Source organism: Hyphobacterium sp. (assembly GCF_965229905.1).
Taxonomy (GTDB): Bacteria; Pseudomonadota; Alphaproteobacteria; order Caulobacterales; family Maricaulaceae; genus Hyphobacterium.
Map to the genome: position 1 here is coordinate 1,730,104 of NZ_OZ245930.1, position 21,562 is coordinate 1,751,665.

Consider the following 21,562-nt stretch of genomic DNA (forward strand, 5'->3'; position numbering starts at 1 on the left):
ACCCGATTGCGCGCTGAAACTGGCGAGGAAAACGAGATGGCCGGACCGTCCGATATCGAGGCCCTGAAGAGCGAATTGCTGACCGCTGTCGAGCGCGCCGGCGATGCCGCCGCACTGGAAAGCTTGCGCGTCGAAGCGCTGGGCAAGAAGGGCCAGATCTCGCTGATGATGCGCTCGCTGGGGCAGATGAGCCCGGAGGAGCGCCAGGTGATGGGGCCGGCGCTGAATGGTCTGAAAACCACGATTGGCGATGCGATCTCTGCCAAGAAATCGGCGCTCGACGATGCGGCGCTGGATGCGCGCCTTGCGACCGAGCGGGCCGATGTCACCCTGCCGGTGCGCCCGGAACCGCGTGGCAAGCTGCACCCGGTCACCCAGGTGATGGAAGAGCTCGCCGTGATCTTTTCCGACATGGGCTTCACGGTCGCCGAGGGGCCAGATGTCGAGGACGATTTCCATAATTTCACGGCGTTGAACTTCCCGGAAGGCCATCCGGCGCGCGACACGCACGACACCTTTTTCATGAAACCGCGCGAGGACGGTTCGCAAATGGTGCTGCGCACGCACACCTCGCCGGTCCAGATCCGCACCATGATGAATGAAAAGCCGCCGATCCGGATCATCGCGCCGGGCCGGGTCTATCGCTGCGACTGGGACCAGACACATACGCCGATGTTCCACCAGGTCGAAGGGCTGGTGATCGACCGGAAAGCGCACATGGGTCACCTGAAGGGCGTGCTGATGGATTTCCTGGCGGCGTTTTTCGAAACCGACCGGGTCGAAGCGCGCTTTCGCCCGCACCATTTCCCTTTCACCGAACCGTCAGCCGAGATGGACGTGAAATACTCGCGGGTCGGCGATGCCGTGAAGATCGGCGAGGGCGACAGCTGGATGGAAATCCTCGGCTGCGGGATGGTGCATCCGAATGTGATCCGCTCTTGCGGGCTCGATCCGGACGAATACCAGGGTTTTGCCTGGGGGATGGGCGTCGATCGCCTCGCCATGCTGAAATACGGCGCACCCGATCTGCGCGATTATTTCGCCAACGATACGCGCTGGCTGGCGCATTACGGCTTCTCGCCGCTCCTGCAGGCCAATCTCGCGACGGGGCTGAGCTGATGCGTGTCAGCAAGATCCGTTTCTCCCCCCGCTTGCGGGGGGAGTGTCCCGAAGGGACGAGGGGGGCGCTGGCCCCCTCCGTCAGCTTCGCTGCCACCTCCCCCGTTTACGGGGGAGGAAAAAGGAGACGCTGATGCTCAACTGGTTCAAATCCAATCACCATGCGCTGACGGCGATTGGGGCGATGGTCGTGGGTCTGGCGGCGCTGTTTGTCGCCTGGGACCAGGCGCGGGTGATGCGGGCCCAGCAGCATGGGGCCGTCGTCCCGGCGCTGCAGGTGGATGCCTTCACCCGCACCGAGGGTGAGCGCTTGTCGATCGGGCTGCGTGTCGCCAATAATGGCGTCGGCCCAGCCATGGTGCGCAGTGTCAATGTCCTCCGCGATGGCGCGGCGACGGATGACATAGACGAAATGTTCGCCAGCCTGCCGCAAGACCAGGCCGACCGGTCGTGGGTGAGGCTGACCGGCCGCGTCATCGCGCCTGGCGAGCTGGTCACGCCGATCTCGGTCGACTGGCCGGTCGCGGAGATCGGGACTGACGACATCACCAATCTCTTTGCGGAATGGAACCGCTGGGACATCGAGATCTGTTATTGCTCGGTGTTCGATCGTTGCTGGATCGCCACCGTGCAGATCCAGGAGCGCAGACCCGTCGCCAGCTGCCCGGATCCGGGCGAGGACGTGTTCGAGCGCTACGGGTCCGAAAGCTTCATGATGTCACGGCCGCTGCCGGACGACACACAAGAACCGGCGGGAGCCGAGCAATGAAATTCACCCTCTCCTGGCTGAAAGAGCATCTGGAAACGGATCGTCCGCTCGACGAGATCGCCGAAGCCATGACCATGGCCGGGCTGGAGATCGAGGACATCGACAATCCGGCCGAGGCGCTGTCGGATTTCACGGTGGCCCACGTCAAGGCGGCGGAAAAGCACCCCGATGCCGACAAGCTGAAAGTCTGCACGGTCGACACCAAGGACGGCGAGAAACAGATCGTTTGCGGTGCGCCGAACGCGCATGCCGGGATGAAGGCCGTCTATGCGCCGCTGGGCACCTACATTCCGGGCGCGGATTTCGCGCTCGACAAGAAGCCGCGCAAGATCCGCGGTGTGGAATCCTATGGCATGCTGTGTTCGGCCAAGGAGCTGAATGCCGGCGAGGACCATGACGGCATTATCGAGTTGCAAGGCGATTGGGCGGTTGGCGATCCGGCTGCCGAGGCGCTGGGCGCGAACGATCCGGTGATCGATTTCGAGGTGACGCCCAACCGGCCGGACTGGCTGGGCGTGGACGGGATTGCCCGCGATCTCGCCGCCGCCGGTCTGGGCAAGATCACGACGCATCAACCGAAGACGATCAAGGGCGCGTTTGCCTGCCCGATCGACATCCAGCTGGAATGGGAAGCGGCCTGCCCGGTGTTCGGCGGACGCTATATCCGCAATGTGAAGAACGGCCCCTCGCCGGACTGGCTGAAGCGCAAGCTGGAAGCCATAGGTCTGCGTTCGATCAGCATCCTCGCTGACATCACAAATCTCGTTTCTTACGACCGCTGCCGGCCGCTGCACGTCTATGATGCCGACAAGATCGGCAAGACGATCCTGGCGCGCCGCGGCAAGGGCGAGGCGGACACGTTCGAGGCGCTGGACGGCAAGTCGTACACGCCGAGTGCCGAACAATGCGTCATCGCCGATGAGACCGCCTGTCTCGGCTTCGGTGGGGTGATGGGAGGTGAAGCCTCCGGCGTCTCCGATAAAACCGTCAACGTGTTCATCGAATGCGCCTGGTTCGACCCGGAGATCACCCGGGCGACCGGCCGCGCGACGGGCATTGAATCCGATGCGCGCTACCGGTTCGAGCGCGGGGTGGATACCGGCTCGATCCAGCCAGGGCTCGATCTGGCGACCGAGCTGGTGCTGGACCTGTGCGGTGGCGAGCCTTCGGAAATCCTCATTGCGGGCGAAGCCCCGGGCGTGCCGGAGCCGATCGATTTTCCTGTGAGCGAGGTTCAACGCCTGACCGGGATTGATCTACCGGCAGAACGCATCACCCAGATCCTGCAAACGCTGGGCTTTGGCGTGTCGGGCGTGGGCGACAGCCTGCATGTGGATGTGCCGACCTGGCGGCGTGACTGTACCCAGAAAGCCGATCTCGTCGAGGAGATCGCCCGGATTCACGGTTATGACCAGATTGAAGCGGTCTCCCTGCCGCCGCTTCCAGGGCGCCGGGAACCGACGGCCACGATCGGCCAGAACCGGGCGCGGCATGCGCGCCGGGCGCTCGCCATGCGCGGCTATAACGAGGCGGTCACCTGGTCTTTCTGTCATCGCGACCAGGCCGCCCTGTTCGGCGGTCATGGCGAGGGGCTGGAGCTGGAAAACCCGATCTCGTCCGATCTCGACGTGATGCGGCCGACCGCGCTGGTTCATCTTCTGACCGCCTTGCAGGCGAATGCCGACAAGGGCGTCGAGGATCCGCGCCTGTTCGAGGCCGGGCCGGTTTATCTGACTGATGCGCCGGACGGCCAGCGCCTGGCGGTGGCCGGCGTACGCTTCTGTGCGCCGGGCCGGCACTGGGCGGGAACGCGCGAAGCCGATTTGTTCGATGCCAAAGCCGATGCGATGGCGGCGCTGGAGGCGGCCGGTGCGCCGGTCGACTCCCTGCAAGTGGCCGCAGAGGCCCGCGCCTGGTGGCATCCGGGCCGGTCGGGCGTGTTGCGTCTCGGACCGAAAAATGTGCTCGCGGAGTTTGGCGAGTTGCATCCGCGCGTCCTGAAAGCGCTCGGCGTCGAAGGCCGTGTTGCCGGCTTCGAGGTCGTGCTGGATTCGATCCCGGTGCCGAAGAAGGTGGCCATCAAGGCCCGTCCGCCACTCGACCGCGCCGAGCTGACGCCGGTGAAGCGCGATTTTGCCTTCCTCGTCGATGACAGTGTCGCGGCCGATACGCTGGTGCGCGCGGCCAGGGGCGCCGACAAGGCGATGATCGCCGATGTGTCGGTGTTCGATGTCTATGCTGGTCAGGGCGTGCCTGACGGCAAGGTCTCGCTTGCCATCGAGGCCGTGATCCAGCCGCGCGAGAAGACGCTGACCGACAAGGAGATCGACGCCATTGCGGCGAAGATTGTCGCCGGTGTCGAAAAGGCGACGGGCGCGAGCCTGCGGGGATAGGCATGGCGCTCGACCCGCGACGCATGGCAGATGCCCCTGAAGCCGAGCAAAGGGCGTTTGTCATCGACGCGGTGATGGCGAATTCCACCGCTGCGGATGTGCTCGAACGGGCGCGGACACTCGATCTGCCGGACTGGGCGTTGATGGCGGGTGCCGTCTATCAGGCGGTCTGGAACCGGCTGACGGGCCGGCCTGCCGATTATGGCGTCAATGATTATGATCTTGCCTATTGCGATCCGTCGGACCTGACGGCGGAGGGCGAGGCGGCGGTGGTGAAACGGGCCGCCAAGGCGTTTGCCGATCTCGAAGCCGAGGTCGAGATTTGTAACCAGGCGCGGGTGCCGATCTGGTTTGCCGCCAAGTATGGCGTGGATCGCGCGCCCATTCGTTCGACCGAAGATGCGGTGCGGGATTTCGCCTCGCTGACGCATGCTGTGGCGATACGCCTGGACGCGAACGGCTTGCCCGAACTGATTGCGCCTTACGGTTTCGCCGAATTGTTCTCGCTGGTGGTTAAACCGATGCCGGATATTTCAATGCCAGAGCACTGGAATGCCAAAATCGCCCGGCAAAAAGAGCTCTGGCCGGAGATCGAGTTTGTGGCTGCTGTTGATTAAGGGTGGGTGCTCTTTCCTCCCCCGCTAGCGGGGGAGGGGGACCACGAAGTGGTGGAGGGGGCAACTGCCCCCCTCGTCCCTCCGGGACACTCCCCCCGTAAACGGGGGGAGAAAGAAGAGCTGCCCCTAAGCCTGCGCGGCTGCGCCCTGCGTCCCGCCCTTGCGGGCGGACCGGCGGCGGCGATTGCGGCGGCGCTGGCTGGCGCTTCTCTGGCCGGAACCACGTGCGGCCTGGCTGCCGGATTTCTGCCCGCCGCCCGGCTTGTGGCTGCGGCCCCTGGGTTCTTCCGAGAAGGGTTTCGAGGGATGCTCGATCTTGCCGTTTTCGTCGGTCACGGCGAGGCGATAGCCGATCAGCCGCTCGATATCCTTCAGGAGCGGCCGCTCTTCGGCGTCGCAGAAGGCGATGGCGGTGCCAGTGGCACCGGCGCGGGCGGTGCGGCCGATACGGTGAACATAGGATTCCGGCACGTTGGGCAGCTCGTAATTGACGACGTGCGAGACACCGTCAATGTCGATCCCGCGCGCCGCGATATCGGTCGCCACCAGTATGTTCGACCGGAAAGCCTTGAAGCCGTCGAGCGCGCGCTGGCGCTGGTTCTGCGACTTGTTGCCATGGATCGCGACGGCGGCGAGCTCGGCCTTGTTGAGGCGGCGGCAGACCTTGTCCGCGCCATGCTTGGTGCGGGTAAAGACGATGGCGCTGGTGACGCCGGGCTGGCTCAACACCTTGACCAGGCGTTCGAGTTTCTGCGGCTTGTCGAGGAATTGAACCGTTTGGTCGATCTGTTCGATCGGCCGCGCAACCGGGGCCACGGACACCTGCACCGGGTCGGTGAGGAAATCATGCGCGAGCGCGCGGATCGGCTTGGGCATGGTGGCCGAGAGCAGCGCCGTCTGGCGGTCCTTCGGCGTGGCGTTCAGGATTTTGCGGATGCCCGGCAGGAAGCCGAGATCCATCATCTGGTCGGCTTCGTCGAGCACGACGGTTTTCAGACCGTCCAAGCGGATGGCGCCAGTATTCATGTGATCCAAGAGGCGGCCGGGCGTTGCGATGAGCACGTCGACGCCGCCCTTCATGGCGCGGATCTGGGCGCCGGGCTTCACGCCGCCCATGACGACGGCAATGCGCGGACGGACGTGGCGGCCATAGGTCGTCACGGACTCGGCGATCTGCAGCGCCAGCTCGCGGGTCGGGGCGAGGATTAGCGCGGTACAGGATTTCGGTTGCGGCCGCGTGCCGGTTCTGACGATCGTGTTCAAGATCGGCAGGGTGAAGGCCGCGGTCTTGCCGGTACCGGTCTGGGCTGTACCCAGGAGATCGCGGCCTGCCAGCAGGGCCGGGATGGCCTCCGCCTGGATCGGCGTCGGTTCGGTATAACCTTCGGCATTGAGGGCCTGGAGAATCGGTTCGGCCAGGCCGAGCTGTGTAAACTGGGTCAAAAGACAACTTTCACAAATATGCGCCCGCCGCCGCAATGGGCTGCGCCGCGAATGTTCAAAAATAGGGAGCTTGCGTAGACCAGCCGCCTGGATGATCCCTCGTCCTCCGAGGGTGGGGCTTACTGCCAGCGTTCCGGATTGAACGATGGCTCGGCCTATCGGCACCGCATGTCCGGCGAGCGGACTTCTACGCGCGGTGCAAAGACGGGCGCTCTCTCACATGCCTTCATGGCAATAGCAAGGCGAAATTATCCGGTCCCGAACGCCGGATGGTAACGGACGATACCGGTCCCCGAGGGGAGGTCGCGCGGAATAACAATCTGGAAGGCGTCGCGTATTTCCGGGATGGAGCCGTCATCGGCCTGCCACGTCCAGCCACGTTCGATGGCCGGCGTGAAGCCGAAGCGGGCGTAGTAGTCCGGTTCACCGAGCACACAGAAAAAGGCCACGGGATAGGGTTTGAAATGCTCGAGACCGGCTTCGATCAGGGCCGTACCGATCCCCTTGCTCTGCTGGCCCGGTGCCACCGCGACCGGGCCGAGGCCCAGGCCGCGCAGGATGCGGCCATCCGAAAGTTCGGCGCTGGCCGGCGAAAACATGACGGTGCCGATGATGCGGCCGTGATGATCGGCCACCAGCTCGAGGCTGTCGGCGTCGTCGTCGCGCAAGGCTGCGACGATATCGGCTTCGTCCGGTTGTGCGAAGGCTGCCGTCAGCACCGCTGCGATGCCGGCATGATCGTCTTCGCCGGCGGTTCTGATTTGCATTCGCGACCGCCTAGAAAGGCAGCCAGTTGCGGCGCCGGGAATAGGCGAGATAGCCGACATTGGCGCCGGCGCGCAGGCCGACACCGGAGCGGATTGGGGCCAGCGTCATGCCGTCGGCACGCTGATAATTCACGCCCAGGCCGGCGACGAAATAGGCCGAGCCCTCAACGCCGGGAAAGCGGCGATAGATGCGGTCCGGATCGTCCATGTTGTAGACGAGAACGAAAACGCGGCTGGCATTGCCGCCGGTATCGAAGCCGATCGACGGGCCCTGCCAGTAGACATGGGCGCGCTCGCCATTGCGCATGGTCAGATAGCCTTCGCCATAGCGCAGGCCGACGCCGACAGCGCCGGCGATCTCTTCGCCAGCCACATAACCGACGGGGCGGCCGAGATCGGAAAAGACCCGCTCCACAACTGCGGCGGCCGCTTCGGCCGTCACGCCGAAGAAATCGGCGACGGCATCAACCATTTCTTCCTGGGAATAGGTGTCGACCCCCTCAGAATACTGGCTTGGCTGGCCGTAATCGGTTTCCTGGGCCCATGCGGGCGCGGCGAGGCCGGCGGCGGCCAATGCGGCGAGGGCGAGGCGGTGAAGCGACATTTCGGGTCTCCTGACGGTCGGTCTGTCCCGACATCTGAATCTGGGTGCCAATTCCGGCAACACAATGGCGATCCGGTTGAAGCGACGTTAAGCCGATTCTTTCAGCCGGACGCTCAAGAAGCTGGTGAACAATACGCGAATATCCGGATCGATGGCCGCCGGCAGTGATTTCTCGAGCTGACTTAGCGTCAATGGAAACCAGCCTTCGCCTTGCAGTATGCGGGGGTCGTCGAGCAGCGAGTATCCCATCGTCCAATTCGGAAACTGCCGCGGGACGCCGGTTTGGCGCATGATCAGCACGACATTGTGATGCCGGCCGTCCCTGCAGATCTCATCAAAAGTCTTCGAGACGTTGTCCTGCGGACCCTCGAGAAGCTGCATGAAGCTGGTGGAATCGTATAACAGCATGCCGGTGATGCCGCGTTCGGCGTTGACGCGGCGCGCGGTCGCGAGAATGTTCTCAACGTCCTTTTTCGTGACCCCGCTCTTTGCGGTCGAAATATATATGAGCCGGGAAACGTTGCCCGCCATATTCACCCCCCGGTTGAAGCCGCCAATATGAAGCCGCTTGCGATAGCTGACAAGCGGCCGTGGGCGCTAGCGCATACAGTGCTTGGCGGACCCTACCGGCAGTGCTACTTCCCGCGCCATGACCACCGATCCCAAGCTCATCCGCAATTTCTCCATCGTGGCGCACATCGACCACGGCAAATCGACGCTCGCCGACCGCCTGATCCAGATCACGGGCGGGCTGACAGAGCGCGAGATGAAGGAGCAGGTGCTCGACAATATGGAGCTCGAGCGCGAACGCGGCATCACCATCAAGGCGCAAACCGTGCGCCTGAAATACGAGGCGAAGGACGGGCAAACCTATACGCTCAACCTGATCGACACGCCGGGCCATGTCGACTTCGCCTACGAGGTGTCGCGTTCGCTCTATGCCTGCGAAGGCGCGCTGCTCGTCGTCGATGCCGCGCAAGGCGTGGAAGCGCAGACGCTGGCCAATGTCTATCAGGCGATCGAGGCGGATCTCGAGATTGCACCGATCCTGAACAAGATTGATCTGCCGGCGGCCGAACCGGAGCGTGTGAAAGCACAGATCGAGGATGTGATCGGGATCGAGGCGCAGGATGCCATCGAGATTTCGGCCAAGACCGGTCTGAATGTCGACCAGGTGCTGGAAACCATCGTCACCAAATTGCCGCCGCCCGCGGCGGGCGATCCGGACGCGCCGTTGAAGGCGCTGCTCGTCGACAGCTGGTATGATCCCTATCTCGGCGTGATCTGCCTGGTGCGGATCATGGAAGGCCAGCTGAAGAAGGGCATGCGGGTGCGCCTGATGGGCACGGGGGCGGCCTATGCGGTGGACGGGGTCGGCTTCTTTACGCCTGCGAAGAAAAACACGGACGTGCTCGGCCCGGGCGAGATCGGCTTCCTCAACGCCTCGATCAAGCAGGTGCGCGATGCCCGCGTTGGCGACACGGTGACCGATGACCGGCGCCCGGCCGACAAGGCGCTGCCCGGCTTCAAGCCGGCCATCCCGGTGGTGTTCTGCGGCCTGTTTCCGGTCGATAGCGCCGAGTTCGAGGATTTGCGGGACGCGATTGAGCGTCTGGCCCTCAACGATGCCTCCTTCTCCTTCGAGATGGAAACCTCGGCGGCACTCGGCTTCGGTTTCCGTTGCGGCTTCCTGGGCCTGCTCCATTTGGAGGTGATCCGTGAGCGGCTGGAGCGGGAATACAATGTCGAGCTGATCACCACGGCGCCGTCCGTGGTCTACAAGCTGAAAATGACGGACGGGACGGAGATGGATCTCCACAATCCGGCCGACATGCCGGACCCGGTGAAGGTCGACACGATTTCCGAACCCTGGATCACCGCGACGATCCTGGTGCCGGACGAATATCTCGGCGGCGTCTTGAAACTGTGCGAGGACCGGCGCGGCATCCAGCGGGAGCTGACCTATGCCGGCAGCCGCGCCATGGTAGTCTATGAATTGCCGCTCAACGAGGTGGTGTTCGATTTCTACGACCGGCTGAAATCCGTGACCAAGGGCTATGCCTCCTTCGATTATCAATGGAAGGATTACCGCGAAAACGACCTCGTGAAGATGGCGATCCTGGTCAATGACGAGCCGGTGGATGCGCTCTCCATGATCGTCCACCGCTCCCGCGCGGAAGCGCGTGGAAGGGCGATGTGCGAGAAGCTGAAGGATCTCATCCCGCGGCACATGTTCAAAATCCCGATCCAGGCGGCGATCGGCGGACGCATCATCGCGCGCGAAACGCTGTCGGCGCTGCGCAAGGATGTCACGGCGAAATGCTATGGCGGCGATGCGACCCGGAAGCGAAAGCTCCTCGAGAAACAGAAGGCCGGCAAGAAGAAAATGCGCCAGTTCGGGCGGGTGGAAATCCCGCAGGAAGCCTTCATTGCGGCGCTGAAGATGGACGGGGATTAATTTCCACCGCAGCGGGCTTCGGCTAGCCTCTTACCCATGACCATCGCTTACGAGACCCGTCATGAGGCCGGCACATCGCTGCCCATACACCGGCATGCGCGCGGCTATGCGGCGCTGGTGCTGGAGGGCGGCTATGAGGAATTGACCGTCGAGGGGCGGTTTGCCTGCACACCGGGGATGATGGTCGTGCATCCGGACTGGCATGCGCATGGCGATCAATTCGGGCGCGGCGGAGCCGTGGTGCTCAACCTGCCGGCCCCGTTGGCGGACGGGTTTTCCGTGATCCGGGTTGCCGATCCTTCTGCGCTCGAACGCCTGGCGCGGCGCGATGCTGCGCGCGCCGCGCACGCGGCCGCCGAAGAAGCGGACCGGGTTCTGCCGCTCGCCGCGGCGGAATGGCTGGTCGCTTTCACCCATCTGCTCGCCGCGAAGCCGTGGGCGCCGGTGGAGGAGCTGGCCGCCTCCTGCGGGGTCTCGGCCGAGCATGCGGCGCGGGCTTGCAAGCGCTGGTTCGGGCTGGGCCCGGTGCAATTGCGCAAGGAGCGCCGGCTTCAGACCGCGATCGCCCTGTTGCGAGCCGGCGCCAGCCCGGCCTCGGCCGCGCAGGAGGCCGGGTTTGCCGACCAGCCGCATCTGACCCGGCTGTTGAGGCAGGCGACGGGATATACGCCGGCGCGCTTTCCGCTCGCCTGATCCACGGGAATATCAATCCTGTTCAAGACGGATGCCGACCCGGCGCGCTCTATTGGGCTGCCGGGAAGGGGTTTGACCCTTGAGCATGGAGATGACCCTTGTTGCGAGTTTTGACATCCAGTTTCGCCGCCCTGTGGATGGCGGCGTCTTCGTTTGCCCAGGACACCGAGGGCAGCCGCGCGCACGGCCAACTCAATCCCGGCGCGGTGACCGACCTCGACGGCGTCATGACCACCGAATGGACGGTGACCCGGGCCGAAGGCATGGATGCCATTCTGCTGATCGGCGCGGCCGGCGGCGATATCATGCAGGCGGATATCTATCCCGGCGAGATTGCCTGGGTGCGCGAGCATGTTTCGGCCGACGGTCTGGCCGCCATCGATGCCATCGACCGGCGCCTGCGCCAGGAGATCGGGGTGCTTAGCGGTCCGTCCATGGCCTATTTCTTTTCTGCCCATGATGTGGCCACGATCGAGGATGTGATTGCGTCGGCCCGCGATCCGCGCGGCCGGCTGATGCCCGGATTAATGACCTCGCCGCATTGGGATGCGGACCGTTTCGAAGCTGCTGTCCAGTTGATGCCGACCATTCTGACGGCCTTCGAAGCCTTGCGGGATGCCGGGTTTTCGGCCTGGTATGCGCAGAATTTCGCCGCCGCCGTCGAAGCCGGGATCGCCACCAATCTGGCGGCTGTCTCGCCCTATGACCTGATCCCTGAGCAGGCCAATCTGCTGGGCCGCGAGCTGGACCCGCAAATCGAGATCCTGATCGCGAACTTTTCGCAGCCCTACGGCATCCGGATCATGGGCCAGCGCTTCATTGCCTATCAGGAATGGGAGCCGGCGATCCAGTTGCGGGTCGCCGCGCACGAAATCTTCCACCCGCCGTTCGACATCCATGATGGCGAGCTGGCGGACCTGCTGGGTGCGCTGGAGGCCGACCCGTGGATGGTCTCCATTGTGGAGGATCACGATCCGGCCTTCGGCTACAACACGTTTCGCGGCGTGATCAATGAGGGCTCGACGCAGGCGCTCGACCAGATCGTCGCCGACCGGCTGGGCTTTGCGCGCGATCCGGTGCAGCGCTGGCGGCATGCCGACGGTGGCATGCATTTGTTCGCGGCGGCGGCTTATCACGCCATGGTCGAGGACGGTTTCGCGGACACCGGCGGCCATTATGGCGACTGGCTGAAATCGGCGCTCGAGCGGGGCCTGCTGTCCCCGGAGGACACGCGGCGCAGAGCCGCGGAGATCGTCGGCTGGGACACGGTGAACCAGTGGGGGCCGGATCGGGTGGCGGACTGAACACCACGCCTCTGGTTGCCGGCGCCCTTTCGCCTATATTATGGCGCGGTATCAATTCCGGAGACCCGCCATGATCCGTTCTATTGTGGCCGCGAGTGCCGCGCTTGCCCTGTCCACTGCCGTTTTCGCTGAGCTCGAACCCGGTGACACGGCCCCCGACTTCACGGTCTCCGGCTTCCAGGCCGGCGAGCCGGCCGAGTTCACCCTGTCCGAAGCGCTGGCGAACGGACCGGTCGTTCTGTTCTTCTTCCCGGCGGCGTTCACCGGCGGATGCGAGGCGCAGGCGGCCAGTTTCGCCGAGAGCATTGATGAATTCGAAGCGTTGGGCGCGCAAGTGATCGGGATCACGGCGGGCAATACCGACCGCCTCGCCGAGTTTTCGACCCAGCATTGCGCCTCGGCTTTTCCGGTGTTCGCGATCGCTGACGGGATGATGAGCGAATATGAGGTCGGGCTGATGATGCGTCCCGGCTGGACGCAGCGCACGACCTATGTGATCGGCGCCGATCAGACGATCGCGCTCGAATATACAGAGATGAGTCCTTACGAGCATGTCGACCGTTCGCTCGCCGCGCTGCGGGCGATGTCGGACGCGCAGTAGTCAAGGCTTCTATTCGCTCCGGAATCCTGTTTTGCTGCTGTGCAGCAAGGCGGGACCGGACCGATGAAAGCACTCCTCCTCGAGAACATTCACCCCGATGCCGATGCGGCGCTGGAGCGCGTGCCGGGCGTTGACATCGAACGCCGGGCGTCGGCGCTGGATGCCGCCGATCTGAAGGCTGCGCTGCAGGGCGTGCATCTTCTCGGCATCCGCTCGCGGACCAAGATCACCGACGAGGTTCTGGCCGCCGCGCCGGACCTCCTGGCGATCGGATGTTTCTGCATCGGCACGAACCAGGTCGATCTCGACGCTGCCGCACGCCGGGGCGTGGCGGTGTTCAATGCGCCGTTTGCCAATACGCGGTCGGTGGCCGAGCTGACACTGGCCTCGGCCGTCATGCTGATGCGCGGGATTCCGGAGAAGCTGGCGGCGATCCGACGCGGCCAGTGGATGAAATCCGCGTCCGGCGCGCACGAGGTGCGGGCCAAGAAGCTCGGCATTGTCGGATACGGCAATATCGGTTCGCAATTGTCGGTGCTGGCGTCCGGGCACGGCATGCATGTCTATTTCTACGATACCGAACCGAAGCTGGCGCATGGCAATGCCCGCCCGGTCGGCTCGCTGGACGAGTTGCTGGCGCTGGCGGACGTTGTCACGCTGCATGTTCCGTCAACACCGCAAACGCGCATGATGATGGATCAGGCGGCAATCGCGAAGATGAAGCCGGGCAGTTTCCTGATCAATCATGCGCGCGGCGATCTGGTGGATGTCGACGCCCTGGCGGCGGCGTTGAAGTCGGGTCATCTCGCCGGTGCGGCGATCGATGTCTTCCCGGAAGAGCCGGCGTCGAAGGATGATGAGTTCATCAGCCCCCTGCGCGCTTGCGAGACGGCGTTGCTGACGCCGCATATCGGCGGCTCGACCGAGGAAGCGCAGGCGGCGATCGGGACCGATGCCGGGCTCAAGCTGACGCGATATGCGACCAGTGGCGGGTCGGCCAAGTCGGTGAATTTTCCCGAGCTGGAGGCGGGCGACATGGTGCCGGGGCGCACGCGCATCCTGGCGCTGCACGGCAATGCGCCGGGCTATCTCTCGCAACTCACCAAGGTGGTGTCGGGCGCGGGACTGAACATCGCCTCGCAATACCTCAACACGGCCGGTGAGCTCGGCTATGTTTCGACCGATGTGGAAGGCGTGGTGCCGGACGACCTGCTGGCGACCTTGCGGGACGCCTCCGGCACCATCCGGATCCGGACGATCAGGGCCTAGCCGAGCAGGAAGCGGCGCAGATCGTCGATCGTATCGGCATAGTCCGGTGCGCGCTCCGCGACCGCTTCGCGCCGTGCAATGGCGCCGAAACCGATGAAATGATCGGCCGCGCCGCGGTTGAGGGTTTCAAGGTCGGTGACCCCGTCGCCGACCATCCAGACAGCCGAGTGATCCTGTTGGCGGCGCAAGCGCTCGAGAACTTCCGGCTTGCCGCCATTGTCGGAAAGCGGATTGGCGACATCGATACCGGCGACGATCTCGCCCTCCCACTGGAAGGTGTTGGCGAAAATGTCGCCGGCCCCGAAACCGAGATCGCGCAGGACCAGCCGCAACAGATCGGCAAAGCCGCCGGAAATGGCGCACGCCCGGTCACCGCGCGCGCGCAATGCGGCAAGCAATGCGGGCATGCCCGGCGTGACGTGATCGCGCAAGGCGACAGCGGCGGCGGCGATGTCAGCGCGTTTGAGCGTGGCCAGGTCGAGCCGTGCGATCAGGGACTGACGGAAGGACAGGGTTCCATTCATGCCGCCCGAGGTCAGTTGCTCAATGGTCTCCGCGGCGCCCGGCCCCAGTTTCCGCGTGAGAGCGAAGTCGAGGCTTTCGACCGCGAGCAGGGTTGAATCGACGTCAAAACAGACAAGGCGGGGGGCGCTAATCAATGAGGCCGGCCTTCCGGCCCCAACCGGTGTAGTCGCCTTCACGCCGGGCTTTCAGCTCGTCCTCTGACGGATTACCGAACATCGGCTTGGGTTCGATGCCGGCCCCGTCGAGAATACGGTTCATGTAGGCGTAGAGCGCCGCGACGGCCACGGCGTCGTAAAGCGCATCCTCACTCCAGCCCGCTTCGTAAACGGCTTTGGCCGAAGCGTCGGTCGTGTCGCCCGGGGCCTGGGTGATCTGACGGACGTGCTCCAGCAAGGGCACAAGTTTCGGATCGATGTCGGAATAGCGCGGCCCGGACACGACCAGCTGATCGATCAGCTCGGCATTCACGCCGAAAGCCTGCGCCATGGCCTTGTGAGCGCCGAAACAGAACCGGCAAGCATTGAGACCGGAAACGTAAGCCGCGATCAATTCACGTGTGGCGACATCCAGCTCGGAGGGCTCGCGCATCAGTGCGTCGTGCAGTTCTAGCAGCGGTTTCACGCCACGCGGAAAGCGCCGGAACAGGGCTTCCAGATAGTCGTCATCCTTGAGGCTGGGATAGCGTGGCATGTCAGTCTCCGGCGGGACGGCGATCCGTCTAACTCTCGCGCAGATATCCCCAAGTGTGGAGGCGGTCGGAATCGTCAATCCAGCGATCGCCAATATCGTCGCGGAAATACATGTTGGGGATCAAGATGTTCTGAATTCGTGCGTAAGCCTGTTTCTGCGCTTCGCGCATAGTGGCGCCGGCGCCGGTCACGACCAGCGCGAGGCCCGCGCCGCCGGTGACCAGCCACTCGTCATTGACCCGCTTCACATCGTGTATGTGGACACCTTCGGTGACCGGCCGTTTGAAGACGATGGCGGCGCCCTTCGAATAGCTCTCAAACGTCTCCTTGTCCTTGAACGGGTAGGGCGGCACGACGAGACGCACGCCGACCTGGAATCCCTTCTTGGCCTTGAAACGAGCTTGCCCGCCGGTGGCCATCTGGTGGAAGAAATCGGCCAGCGGCATGGCCAGCCCATCGGACTGAATCTGGATCGTCGGGTAGCCGAATCGCGAGGTGAATTCGAGCGGGTAGATACCTTGGCTGTTGACGATGCAGTTGAGGTCCATATAGCCGACGAACCCCTCTTCCGCGAGGCGCGGGGCGAGCTTGGCAAGGGTTTCGCGAAACAGCCGGTTCGGGCCCGACCAGAACATGGACGTGCCCATTTCGCCGGTGGCCGGACCGACATTGCCCGGCAGCAATTTCTTGTGTTCGAAATTGATGTTGATCGGGTCCATGAACTCGTTGCCATTAAAAAAGCCACCGACCGCGACCTCGACTCCCGTCACCTTGTGCTGCAACTGGAAGACCTTGATCGTGTCGGACCAGACCCGCTTGTAGGCTTCCAGCACGCGGGCGACATCGGACCCGTCCTCCTCCATGCCGACGAACAAGAGGCGCTTGATGTTCTGGGCTTCGCCCGAGGGTTTGATCACATAACGCCGCGGATTGGCGCGGACATGGGCGATGGCTTCGTCGAAATCGGTAAACTCGCGGTAGGGGAGGATATTGATGCCGGCTTTCTTCAGCTCTTCCTGGCCGAAGGAACGATCGTCCTCGAGACGATCGGTGTAGGGCGTGCCGCCGATAACCGCCTTGCCGCGCTCGCGCAGGGCCCGGGCTTTCTCGCCCTGACCGAGCACGTCATCGAACACGATGACGTCGGCCCAGTCGACATGGTCTTCCCAACGGTCGATCTTGGGGATGAAGCCGTCGCCGATATCCGCTTCGGCCTTGTTCTCGATGCAATAGCGAACCTCATGGCCTTCGCGCGTGATGCGCCAGGCGGAGTCTACCAGATAACCGTCCGTTGAGATGAACAGGTAACGGCGCGGTGCAGAATCGGTCATGGTCGGAAGTTCTTCGGCTGCGGCTGTGTGCGCAGCTTGGCCGATCGGAAGCGGAATTGGCAATGGCGCAGTCGGAACAGCGCTGCGTTAGCGGCCCCAGCGGGCCCGCCAGCCGCGTTCATCGACATGCACGAAGGGGCCGCGAACCGTATTGGGCCCGTACTCGCCCAAGCCGCCGACAAGATCGCCGAACTCGTCATCTTCCCACATGGACTCGATGACATCATATAGCGCCGCGGCATCCTCACGCGTGACGAGGCCATCGCTATTCAGATCGTCCATGCGGCCATCCCCGTCGGTGTCGATGAAGATATCCGCCGCACCGCCATAGATATGACGGGAATAGCGGCCATTGCCGATCGCCGCGTTATAGGCGGGTGTCCGATAGCCGGACATGACGAAGAAGGTGTCGGTGCGCCATCCGTGGGCGTTGACCGCAGCGAGGATGATTTCGAGTTTGGCCAGCAAGCGTTCGCTGACGATCAGATAGGGATTGCCTTCGGTTTCCTGTTTGCACAGGAACTGGCCGAGCGTGAAATGGGGGGAAATCCGAAGGTTTCGCAGGTTTTCCGGGACTTCGGCAAAATGCGTGGGCGCATTGTAGACCGGATTGCCGCGATAGGCCTGGCCCGGATATTCGCCAAGCCGGTAATCGCCCACGCGCCCGTTGGCCGCTTCGTGCATGACCAGGATGTTGAGCTCCATGATCTGCCCGTCACCTGTGGTGATGATGGCGGTTTGCAGGCCGGGGGTCTCCGGTGCGGTCCATCGCAGGCTGCGGCCGGTGACGGTTTCGCCGGTCGGCATGGCCCAACGCAGCTCACGACTCGATGACAGCGGGATGGTTTCGCCTGGCTGCGCAAAGAGCGTGAAGACACGATAATTGATGTCCAGTTCGCCCCGCGCGGTCACGGTGAATCCGGCCGTGCCCGGATCGAATGCGTGGGACAGGCTGCGCCCGACCGTGGACGGTGCAGGTTCGGTCATGTCGCTGTGGCCGAGGGCCGGCTGGCCGACGCCCATCAGCAGGCTGGCGGGCAAGAGCGCCCGGCAGAAATGTCTGAACACCTATTGTATCTCCAGAGGCGGCGGGGGTGCATCCATCGCATCCCTGACCGCCTGATCACGACCATATATATCATTCAGGAATCTGACACCAGTCGATTCGTCGGGCACGACCGTCGCATAGAGGACATGCACCGGTATCCCCTGCGCGAGGGAAACGCGGGTTTCGGTATTGCCCGCGGCAACACTTTCGATGCGCTCGGATGGCCAGGCGGGCGTTTCGGCGGCGACCCAAGCGGCCAGCGCCAGCGGATCGCGAACGCGGATGCAGCCGGACGAGAAGTTGCGCCGGCGTTGGGCGAAAAGGCCGCGTGTCGGGGTATCGTGAAGATAGACATTGTGCCGGTTCGGGAAGATGAATTTCACTTCGCCCAGGGCATTGAGAGGGCCGGGCGCCTGGCGCAGGCGATAGGGAAAATTCGATGCCTCGACCTGGGTCCAGTCGATCGTGTCAGGATCGACGAGATTGCCGGACCGGTCGATGATCTGGAAGCCGAGCCGCTGGACGGAAGACGGATCACGCCGGAAGGCCGGCAGCTTGTCACGAATCGCCAGGCTATGCGGTGTTTCCCACCACGGGTTGAGGACGAAATAGGTCATGCTTCCGGAGAAGACCGGGGTCCGGCGGAATAACTGGCCGACGACGACATCATGGGTCCGTTCCATACGGCCGTCATTCCAGGCTTCGAGACGGTAATCGGCGATGTTCACGAGGATATGACGCCGGCCCATATCCTCGGGTAACCAGCGCCAACGTTCCAGATTGATCTCGATCTGCCGGACGCGCTCTTCGGCCGACATGTTCAGCTGCCGCAGGGTTGCGGTGCCGATGACGCCGTCAGAATCGAGACTGCCACGGTCCTGAAATCCGCGCACTGCATCCACCAAAGCGTCGTCGTAAAGCTCGGGATTTTCGCTCTCGGCTGCAATATGGCCGGTCGCGGCAAGGCGGGCGCGCAGCTGGGCAATCCGCGGACCGCTGTCGCCCGGCCGTATCAGATCGCCATCGTCAATCGTGGGCCAACCGCCCTCCGCGGCGATGGTCCGGTATTGTGCCAGCGCATCGCGCAATGCCTGATAACCGGGCTGGCGCGGTGCCAGTGCTTCCAGACTGTCGGCGATACCATTTTGGGCCAGCGCCGACTGCAGATAGGCGGAAAGATCGCGGCCCCGACGCGCCGCGGTCCAGTTCGGTTCGATGCTGACGGGATCGAGCCGCCCGGCCAGCAAATGCGCTGCGAGCGTCAGATAGGCATCGGTGGCCAGTTCGTCGATTTCGCGGTCGCCGACCTGCGGATCGGCGGCCTCCAGCGCTTCGAGATGATAATCTTTCGGATCGAGGCCGTGACTGGCAGCGCCACGAACCGCCAGGAGGAGGTCGCCGAGCAGCTGAGCATTGGCTGGCCCGGTCCAAGCCAGTGCCTGGTCCCGTTCCTGGTAGAACCGGCCCGAGGTTTCGCAGGCGCGGCACTCGGCGGTCAGGCCGTGGGCCGCCCCTGCCAGCAGCAACCAGCCAAGGGCATAAAGTCTTGTTCGCAGCATGAAACGCTCCCGGTCCGTTGGGCGGGAGAAGGCTAGCGTGATTTATCCCGCAACGGCAGGGGCAATTGGACACACGACGCCGGTGCCGCCGATGCCGCAATATCCGTCTGGATTCTTCGCCAGATATTGTTGGTGATCATCCTCGGCGTAATAGAAAGGCCCGGCTTCGGCGAGTTCCGTTGTCACGTCACCGCGACCGGCCTTGTCGAGGGCCTTGGCGTAGGCTTTCGCGCTGTCGAGTACGGTCCGCTTCTGGGCATCGTTGGTCCAGTAGACCGCGGAACGGTATTGCGTGCCGACATCATTGCCCTGGCGCATGCCCTGTGTCGGGTCATGGCTTTCCCAGAACAGTTTCAGCAGCGTTTCGAGGCTGACCGTGGACGGGTCGTAGACAATGCGTACCGTCTCCGTATGGCCGGTCGCGCCGGTGCAGACTTCCTGATAGGTCGCATTCGCCGTGTAGCCGCCGGCATAACCGACGGCTGTCGAAACGACCCCTTCGGTTTCCCAGAAAATCCGTTCCGCACCCCAGAAACAGCCCATGGCGAAGAAGATCACCTCCTCGCCCGGTTTGACTTCGGTGAGCGAGGCGCCGGTCACATAGTGCGGCCTGGGTAACAGAATGGCGGTTTCGCGTCCCGGCAAGGCTTGCTCGGCCGGGATGGGTTGAGTTTTCCAGCGTTTGTCGAACCAGGCCATGACGGCCTCCTTTAATCCGGTGTTGGACGCTATAGATAAGATCGCGCCGCCGCTAGGCCAGAGGCGACGTGGTCACGTCTTCGGGAGTTTGTTCAGACCATGCTGCGCTCCCTGCTCACATGCTGCTTTTGGCTGGCCGGCATGGTCAGCGTCCCTGCTGCCGCTCACGCCCAGGGCGGGAATGTATTCGGCCCGACGGTCCGGGCGGGCGACCGCACCGCCGAATGGCGGGTCCTTGCGGTTATCGGCAGTGACGGAGGTTGGACGCGGGCGACGCGGCTGCACTATCAGCACGCTTTCAACGATGCCTTGCGATTGCGCGGTGTTGTGCAAGCCGTGGCCGAATCGGGTGAAAGCTGGGATGCCGATTTCGCACGCGCCGAATTGCTCTGGCAGTATCGCGAACAAACCCCGTCCGGTTATCAAGCGGCGTTTCGGTTCGACGCGCGGCTGAATGCACAGGGCGCTCACCGGTTTGCGGCGAACTGGGTTCAGCAGTGGGATTTTTCGGAGGATTGGCGGTTGCGCGCCATCCTGCTCGCGGATCATGAGGTTGGGGCTGGTGCGGGCTCGGGTGTCCGCCTGCGCCATCGCGCCCGCCTGTCGCGACGTTTCGGTGAGCGCCTGAATGCCGGGATCGAGACGTTCGGCCGTTTTGGAAATCTGGCCGACGGATTGCCCAGCTTCGATGCGCAGCGCCATTCCGCCGGACCCGCCTTGTTCGGCGATTTCAATGCGCGCTGGCGCTGGCATGCGACGTCGCAATGGGCGTTGACGCGCGCGGCCGACGATACGCCGCTGCGGGTGCAAATCTACCGGCGCTTCTAACCGCCCGCTGTGCTTGACCCGAAGGGTGGCTTGGCTATTTTGCGCGCCTTCCAGTGCGGAGAGGTGGCCGAGTGGTCGAAGGCGCACGCCTGGAACGCGTGTAGGCGGGCAACCGTCTCGAGGGTTCGAATCCCTCTCTCTCCGCCACTGCACTCATCGAACCAGTCTCAAAACCTAATTCCCGAGCGCCGGGATCCCAAGCCATGCGGGATAATTGGCCGGAACCTTAAGACTCGCCAGTCATACGAGTTGCCGGGGTTCTGGCCAAAAATGCCCGTTTTTCTCAAAACCTGAAGACTCTGAGAATTTCGTACGGCAGTCGGCAATAGGCTGTTCAGGGCACAGATTTCAAACGATTTTTCGGGTTGAGACTTCGCCGGTCTAGCGGCGGCAGTTTTAGATGATCCATTGGGTGGATCGGACACTTGGCTCGAACTCGAGAGGTTCAGGCGAACCAGTTGTCCTGTTCTGACCAGTCCAGAGGAAAGGGCTCCAGCGCGGTCTTGAGCGACAGCCCGGCTGGCGGTTTGCCTGCCAGGACGGCTTCAACGAGCTTTGGCGACAGGAGCGTCATTCGAACGACGCGAGCGAGATAGGTCTCGGAGATACGCTCGGCGCGGGCCAGATGCCGGACGGTTTTAAACTTGCCGCTGTCGAGCATGTCTCGCCATCGATGAGCGCGTGCGATCGCTTTGAGGAGAGCGTGGTCCGGCTTGGCGAATTCCGGACCAGCGCCAGCTGCATGAATCTCCTTGCGGCCCCTGTGCTTGCGAAAACTGACCGGCACCCGGAGGATGAGCCGGTTACCGATGCGCTCGCTTTCTATCCGGGCCTGGCGTTCCATGG

21 protein-coding genes and 1 tRNA gene are annotated in these 21,562 nt (G+C 63.6%); 11 read left to right on the top strand and 11 right to left on the bottom strand.

Annotation, left to right across the window (positions count from 1 at the left end):
- The first annotated feature begins 36 nt into the window (after positions 1 to 36).
- The 4 genes from pheS to ACO08C_RS08815 all read left to right on the top strand — a co-directional run bounded on the left by pheS (position 37) and on the right by ACO08C_RS08815 (position 4,898).
- Positions 37 to 1,119 carry a phenylalanine--tRNA ligase subunit alpha gene (gene pheS, locus ACO08C_RS08800; RefSeq protein ID WP_421788684.1) on the top strand — a complete coding sequence of 361 codons (1,083 nt, stop codon included), beginning with the start codon at positions 37 to 39 and terminating at the stop codon, positions 1,117 to 1,119.
- Positions 1,120 to 1,252: 133 nt separating this feature from the next.
- A complete protein-coding gene (locus ACO08C_RS08805) occupies positions 1,253 to 1,888 on the top strand; it encodes a hypothetical protein (protein WP_421784962.1) in 636 nt (211 codons plus the stop codon).
- Positions 1,885 to 4,281, top strand: coding sequence for a phenylalanine--tRNA ligase subunit beta (pheT, locus tag ACO08C_RS08810; protein ID WP_421784964.1), 2,397 nt, complete (start codon positions 1,885 to 1,887; stop codon positions 4,279 to 4,281). Before ACO08C_RS08805 ends, pheT begins: the two co-directional genes overlap by 4 nt.
- A gap of 2 nt (positions 4,282 to 4,283) precedes the next feature.
- Positions 4,284 to 4,898 carry a nucleotidyltransferase family protein gene (locus ACO08C_RS08815; protein WP_421784966.1) on the top strand — a complete coding sequence of 205 codons (615 nt, stop codon included), beginning with the start codon at positions 4,284 to 4,286 and terminating at the stop codon, positions 4,896 to 4,898.
- Between the two features lie 126 nt (positions 4,899 to 5,024).
- Here the strand turns inward: ACO08C_RS08815 and ACO08C_RS08820 are convergent, their stop codons facing one another.
- The 4 genes from ACO08C_RS08820 to ACO08C_RS08835 all read right to left on the bottom strand — a co-directional run bounded on the left by ACO08C_RS08820 (position 5,025) and on the right by ACO08C_RS08835 (position 8,243).
- Positions 5,025 to 6,341: a DEAD/DEAH box helicase gene (locus ACO08C_RS08820; protein WP_421784968.1), complete on the bottom strand. Its 1,317-nt coding sequence runs from the start codon at positions 6,339 to 6,341 to the stop codon at positions 5,025 to 5,027.
- A 248-nt stretch (positions 6,342 to 6,589) separates the two neighbouring features.
- Complete coding sequence (locus tag ACO08C_RS08825) at positions 6,590 to 7,108, bottom strand: GNAT family N-acetyltransferase (protein WP_421784970.1); 519 nt, start codon at positions 7,106 to 7,108, stop codon at positions 6,590 to 6,592.
- Between the two features lie 10 nt (positions 7,109 to 7,118).
- Positions 7,119 to 7,712 carry a DUF1134 domain-containing protein gene (locus ACO08C_RS08830; protein ID WP_421784972.1) on the bottom strand — a complete coding sequence of 198 codons (594 nt, stop codon included), beginning with the start codon at positions 7,710 to 7,712 and terminating at the stop codon, positions 7,119 to 7,121.
- Between the two features lie 87 nt (positions 7,713 to 7,799).
- The gene (locus ACO08C_RS08835; RefSeq protein ID WP_421784974.1) at positions 7,800 to 8,243 is read right to left on the bottom strand and encodes a BLUF domain-containing protein; all 444 of its coding nucleotides are present in this window, start codon (positions 8,241 to 8,243) and stop codon (positions 7,800 to 7,802) included.
- Positions 8,244 to 8,361: 118 nt separating this feature from the next.
- Between ACO08C_RS08835 and lepA the strand changes: the two genes are divergently transcribed.
- From lepA to serA, 5 genes are all read left to right on the top strand, one after another.
- Positions 8,362 to 10,170: a translation elongation factor 4 gene (lepA, locus tag ACO08C_RS08840; RefSeq protein ID WP_421784976.1), complete on the top strand. Its 1,809-nt coding sequence runs from the start codon at positions 8,362 to 8,364 to the stop codon at positions 10,168 to 10,170.
- A gap of 36 nt (positions 10,171 to 10,206) precedes the next feature.
- Positions 10,207 to 10,863: a helix-turn-helix domain-containing protein gene (locus ACO08C_RS08845; protein WP_421784977.1), complete on the top strand. Its 657-nt coding sequence runs from the start codon at positions 10,207 to 10,209 to the stop codon at positions 10,861 to 10,863.
- A 98-nt stretch (positions 10,864 to 10,961) separates the two neighbouring features.
- Complete coding sequence (locus ACO08C_RS08850; RefSeq protein WP_421784979.1) at positions 10,962 to 12,167, top strand: hypothetical protein; 1,206 nt, start codon at positions 10,962 to 10,964, stop codon at positions 12,165 to 12,167.
- Between the two features lie 70 nt (positions 12,168 to 12,237).
- Positions 12,238 to 12,768 (top strand): peroxiredoxin, encoded by a 531-nt coding sequence (locus tag ACO08C_RS08855; protein ID WP_421784980.1) that lies wholly within the window; start codon positions 12,238 to 12,240, stop codon positions 12,766 to 12,768.
- A 63-nt stretch (positions 12,769 to 12,831) separates the two neighbouring features.
- Positions 12,832 to 14,037, top strand: a complete 1,206-nt coding sequence (gene serA / locus ACO08C_RS08860; protein WP_421784982.1) for a phosphoglycerate dehydrogenase — start codon at positions 12,832 to 12,834, stop codon at positions 14,035 to 14,037.
- Here the strand turns inward: serA and ACO08C_RS08865 are convergent.
- The 6 genes from ACO08C_RS08865 to msrA all read right to left on the bottom strand — a co-directional run bounded on the left by ACO08C_RS08865 (position 14,034) and on the right by msrA (position 19,888).
- Positions 14,034 to 14,696 carry an HAD-IB family phosphatase gene (locus ACO08C_RS08865; RefSeq protein WP_421784984.1) on the bottom strand — a complete coding sequence of 221 codons (663 nt, stop codon included), beginning with the start codon at positions 14,694 to 14,696 and terminating at the stop codon, positions 14,034 to 14,036. The two genes, serA and ACO08C_RS08865, sit on opposite strands and share 4 nt — an antisense overlap.
- A complete protein-coding gene (locus tag ACO08C_RS08870) occupies positions 14,689 to 15,252 on the bottom strand; it encodes a carboxymuconolactone decarboxylase family protein (protein WP_421784986.1) in 564 nt (187 codons plus the stop codon). The genes ACO08C_RS08865 and ACO08C_RS08870 overlap by 8 nt, the downstream gene beginning before the upstream one ends.
- Positions 15,253 to 15,280: 28 nt before the next feature.
- The gene (locus tag ACO08C_RS08875) at positions 15,281 to 16,582 is read right to left on the bottom strand and encodes a phosphoribosylglycinamide synthetase C domain-containing protein (protein WP_421784988.1); all 1,302 of its coding nucleotides are present in this window, start codon (positions 16,580 to 16,582) and stop codon (positions 15,281 to 15,283) included.
- An 87-nt stretch (positions 16,583 to 16,669) separates the two neighbouring features.
- A complete protein-coding gene (locus tag ACO08C_RS08880) occupies positions 16,670 to 17,650 on the bottom strand; it encodes a D-Ala-D-Ala carboxypeptidase family metallohydrolase (RefSeq protein WP_421784989.1) in 981 nt (326 codons plus the stop codon).
- Positions 17,651 to 19,189: a L,D-transpeptidase family protein gene (locus tag ACO08C_RS08885; RefSeq protein WP_421784990.1), complete on the bottom strand. Its 1,539-nt coding sequence runs from the start codon at positions 19,187 to 19,189 to the stop codon at positions 17,651 to 17,653.
- Between the two features lie 42 nt (positions 19,190 to 19,231).
- Positions 19,232 to 19,888, bottom strand: coding sequence for a peptide-methionine (S)-S-oxide reductase MsrA (gene msrA / locus ACO08C_RS08890; protein WP_421784992.1), 657 nt, complete (start codon positions 19,886 to 19,888; stop codon positions 19,232 to 19,234).
- A gap of 99 nt (positions 19,889 to 19,987) precedes the next feature.
- On the opposite strand from msrA, the gene ACO08C_RS08895 reads away from it, so the two are divergent.
- Complete coding sequence (locus tag ACO08C_RS08895) at positions 19,988 to 20,716, top strand: hypothetical protein (protein WP_421784994.1); 729 nt, start codon at positions 19,988 to 19,990, stop codon at positions 20,714 to 20,716.
- A gap of 57 nt (positions 20,717 to 20,773) precedes the next feature.
- Positions 20,774 to 20,863, top strand: a tRNA-Ser gene (locus tag ACO08C_RS08900).
- A 298-nt stretch (positions 20,864 to 21,161) separates the two neighbouring features.
- On the opposite strand, the gene ACO08C_RS08905 is transcribed toward ACO08C_RS08900, so the two are convergent.
- Positions 21,162 to 21,560: a hypothetical protein gene (locus tag ACO08C_RS08905; RefSeq protein ID WP_421784996.1), complete on the bottom strand. Its 399-nt coding sequence runs from the start codon at positions 21,558 to 21,560 to the stop codon at positions 21,162 to 21,164.
- Positions 21,561 to 21,562: the final 2 nt, after the last annotated feature.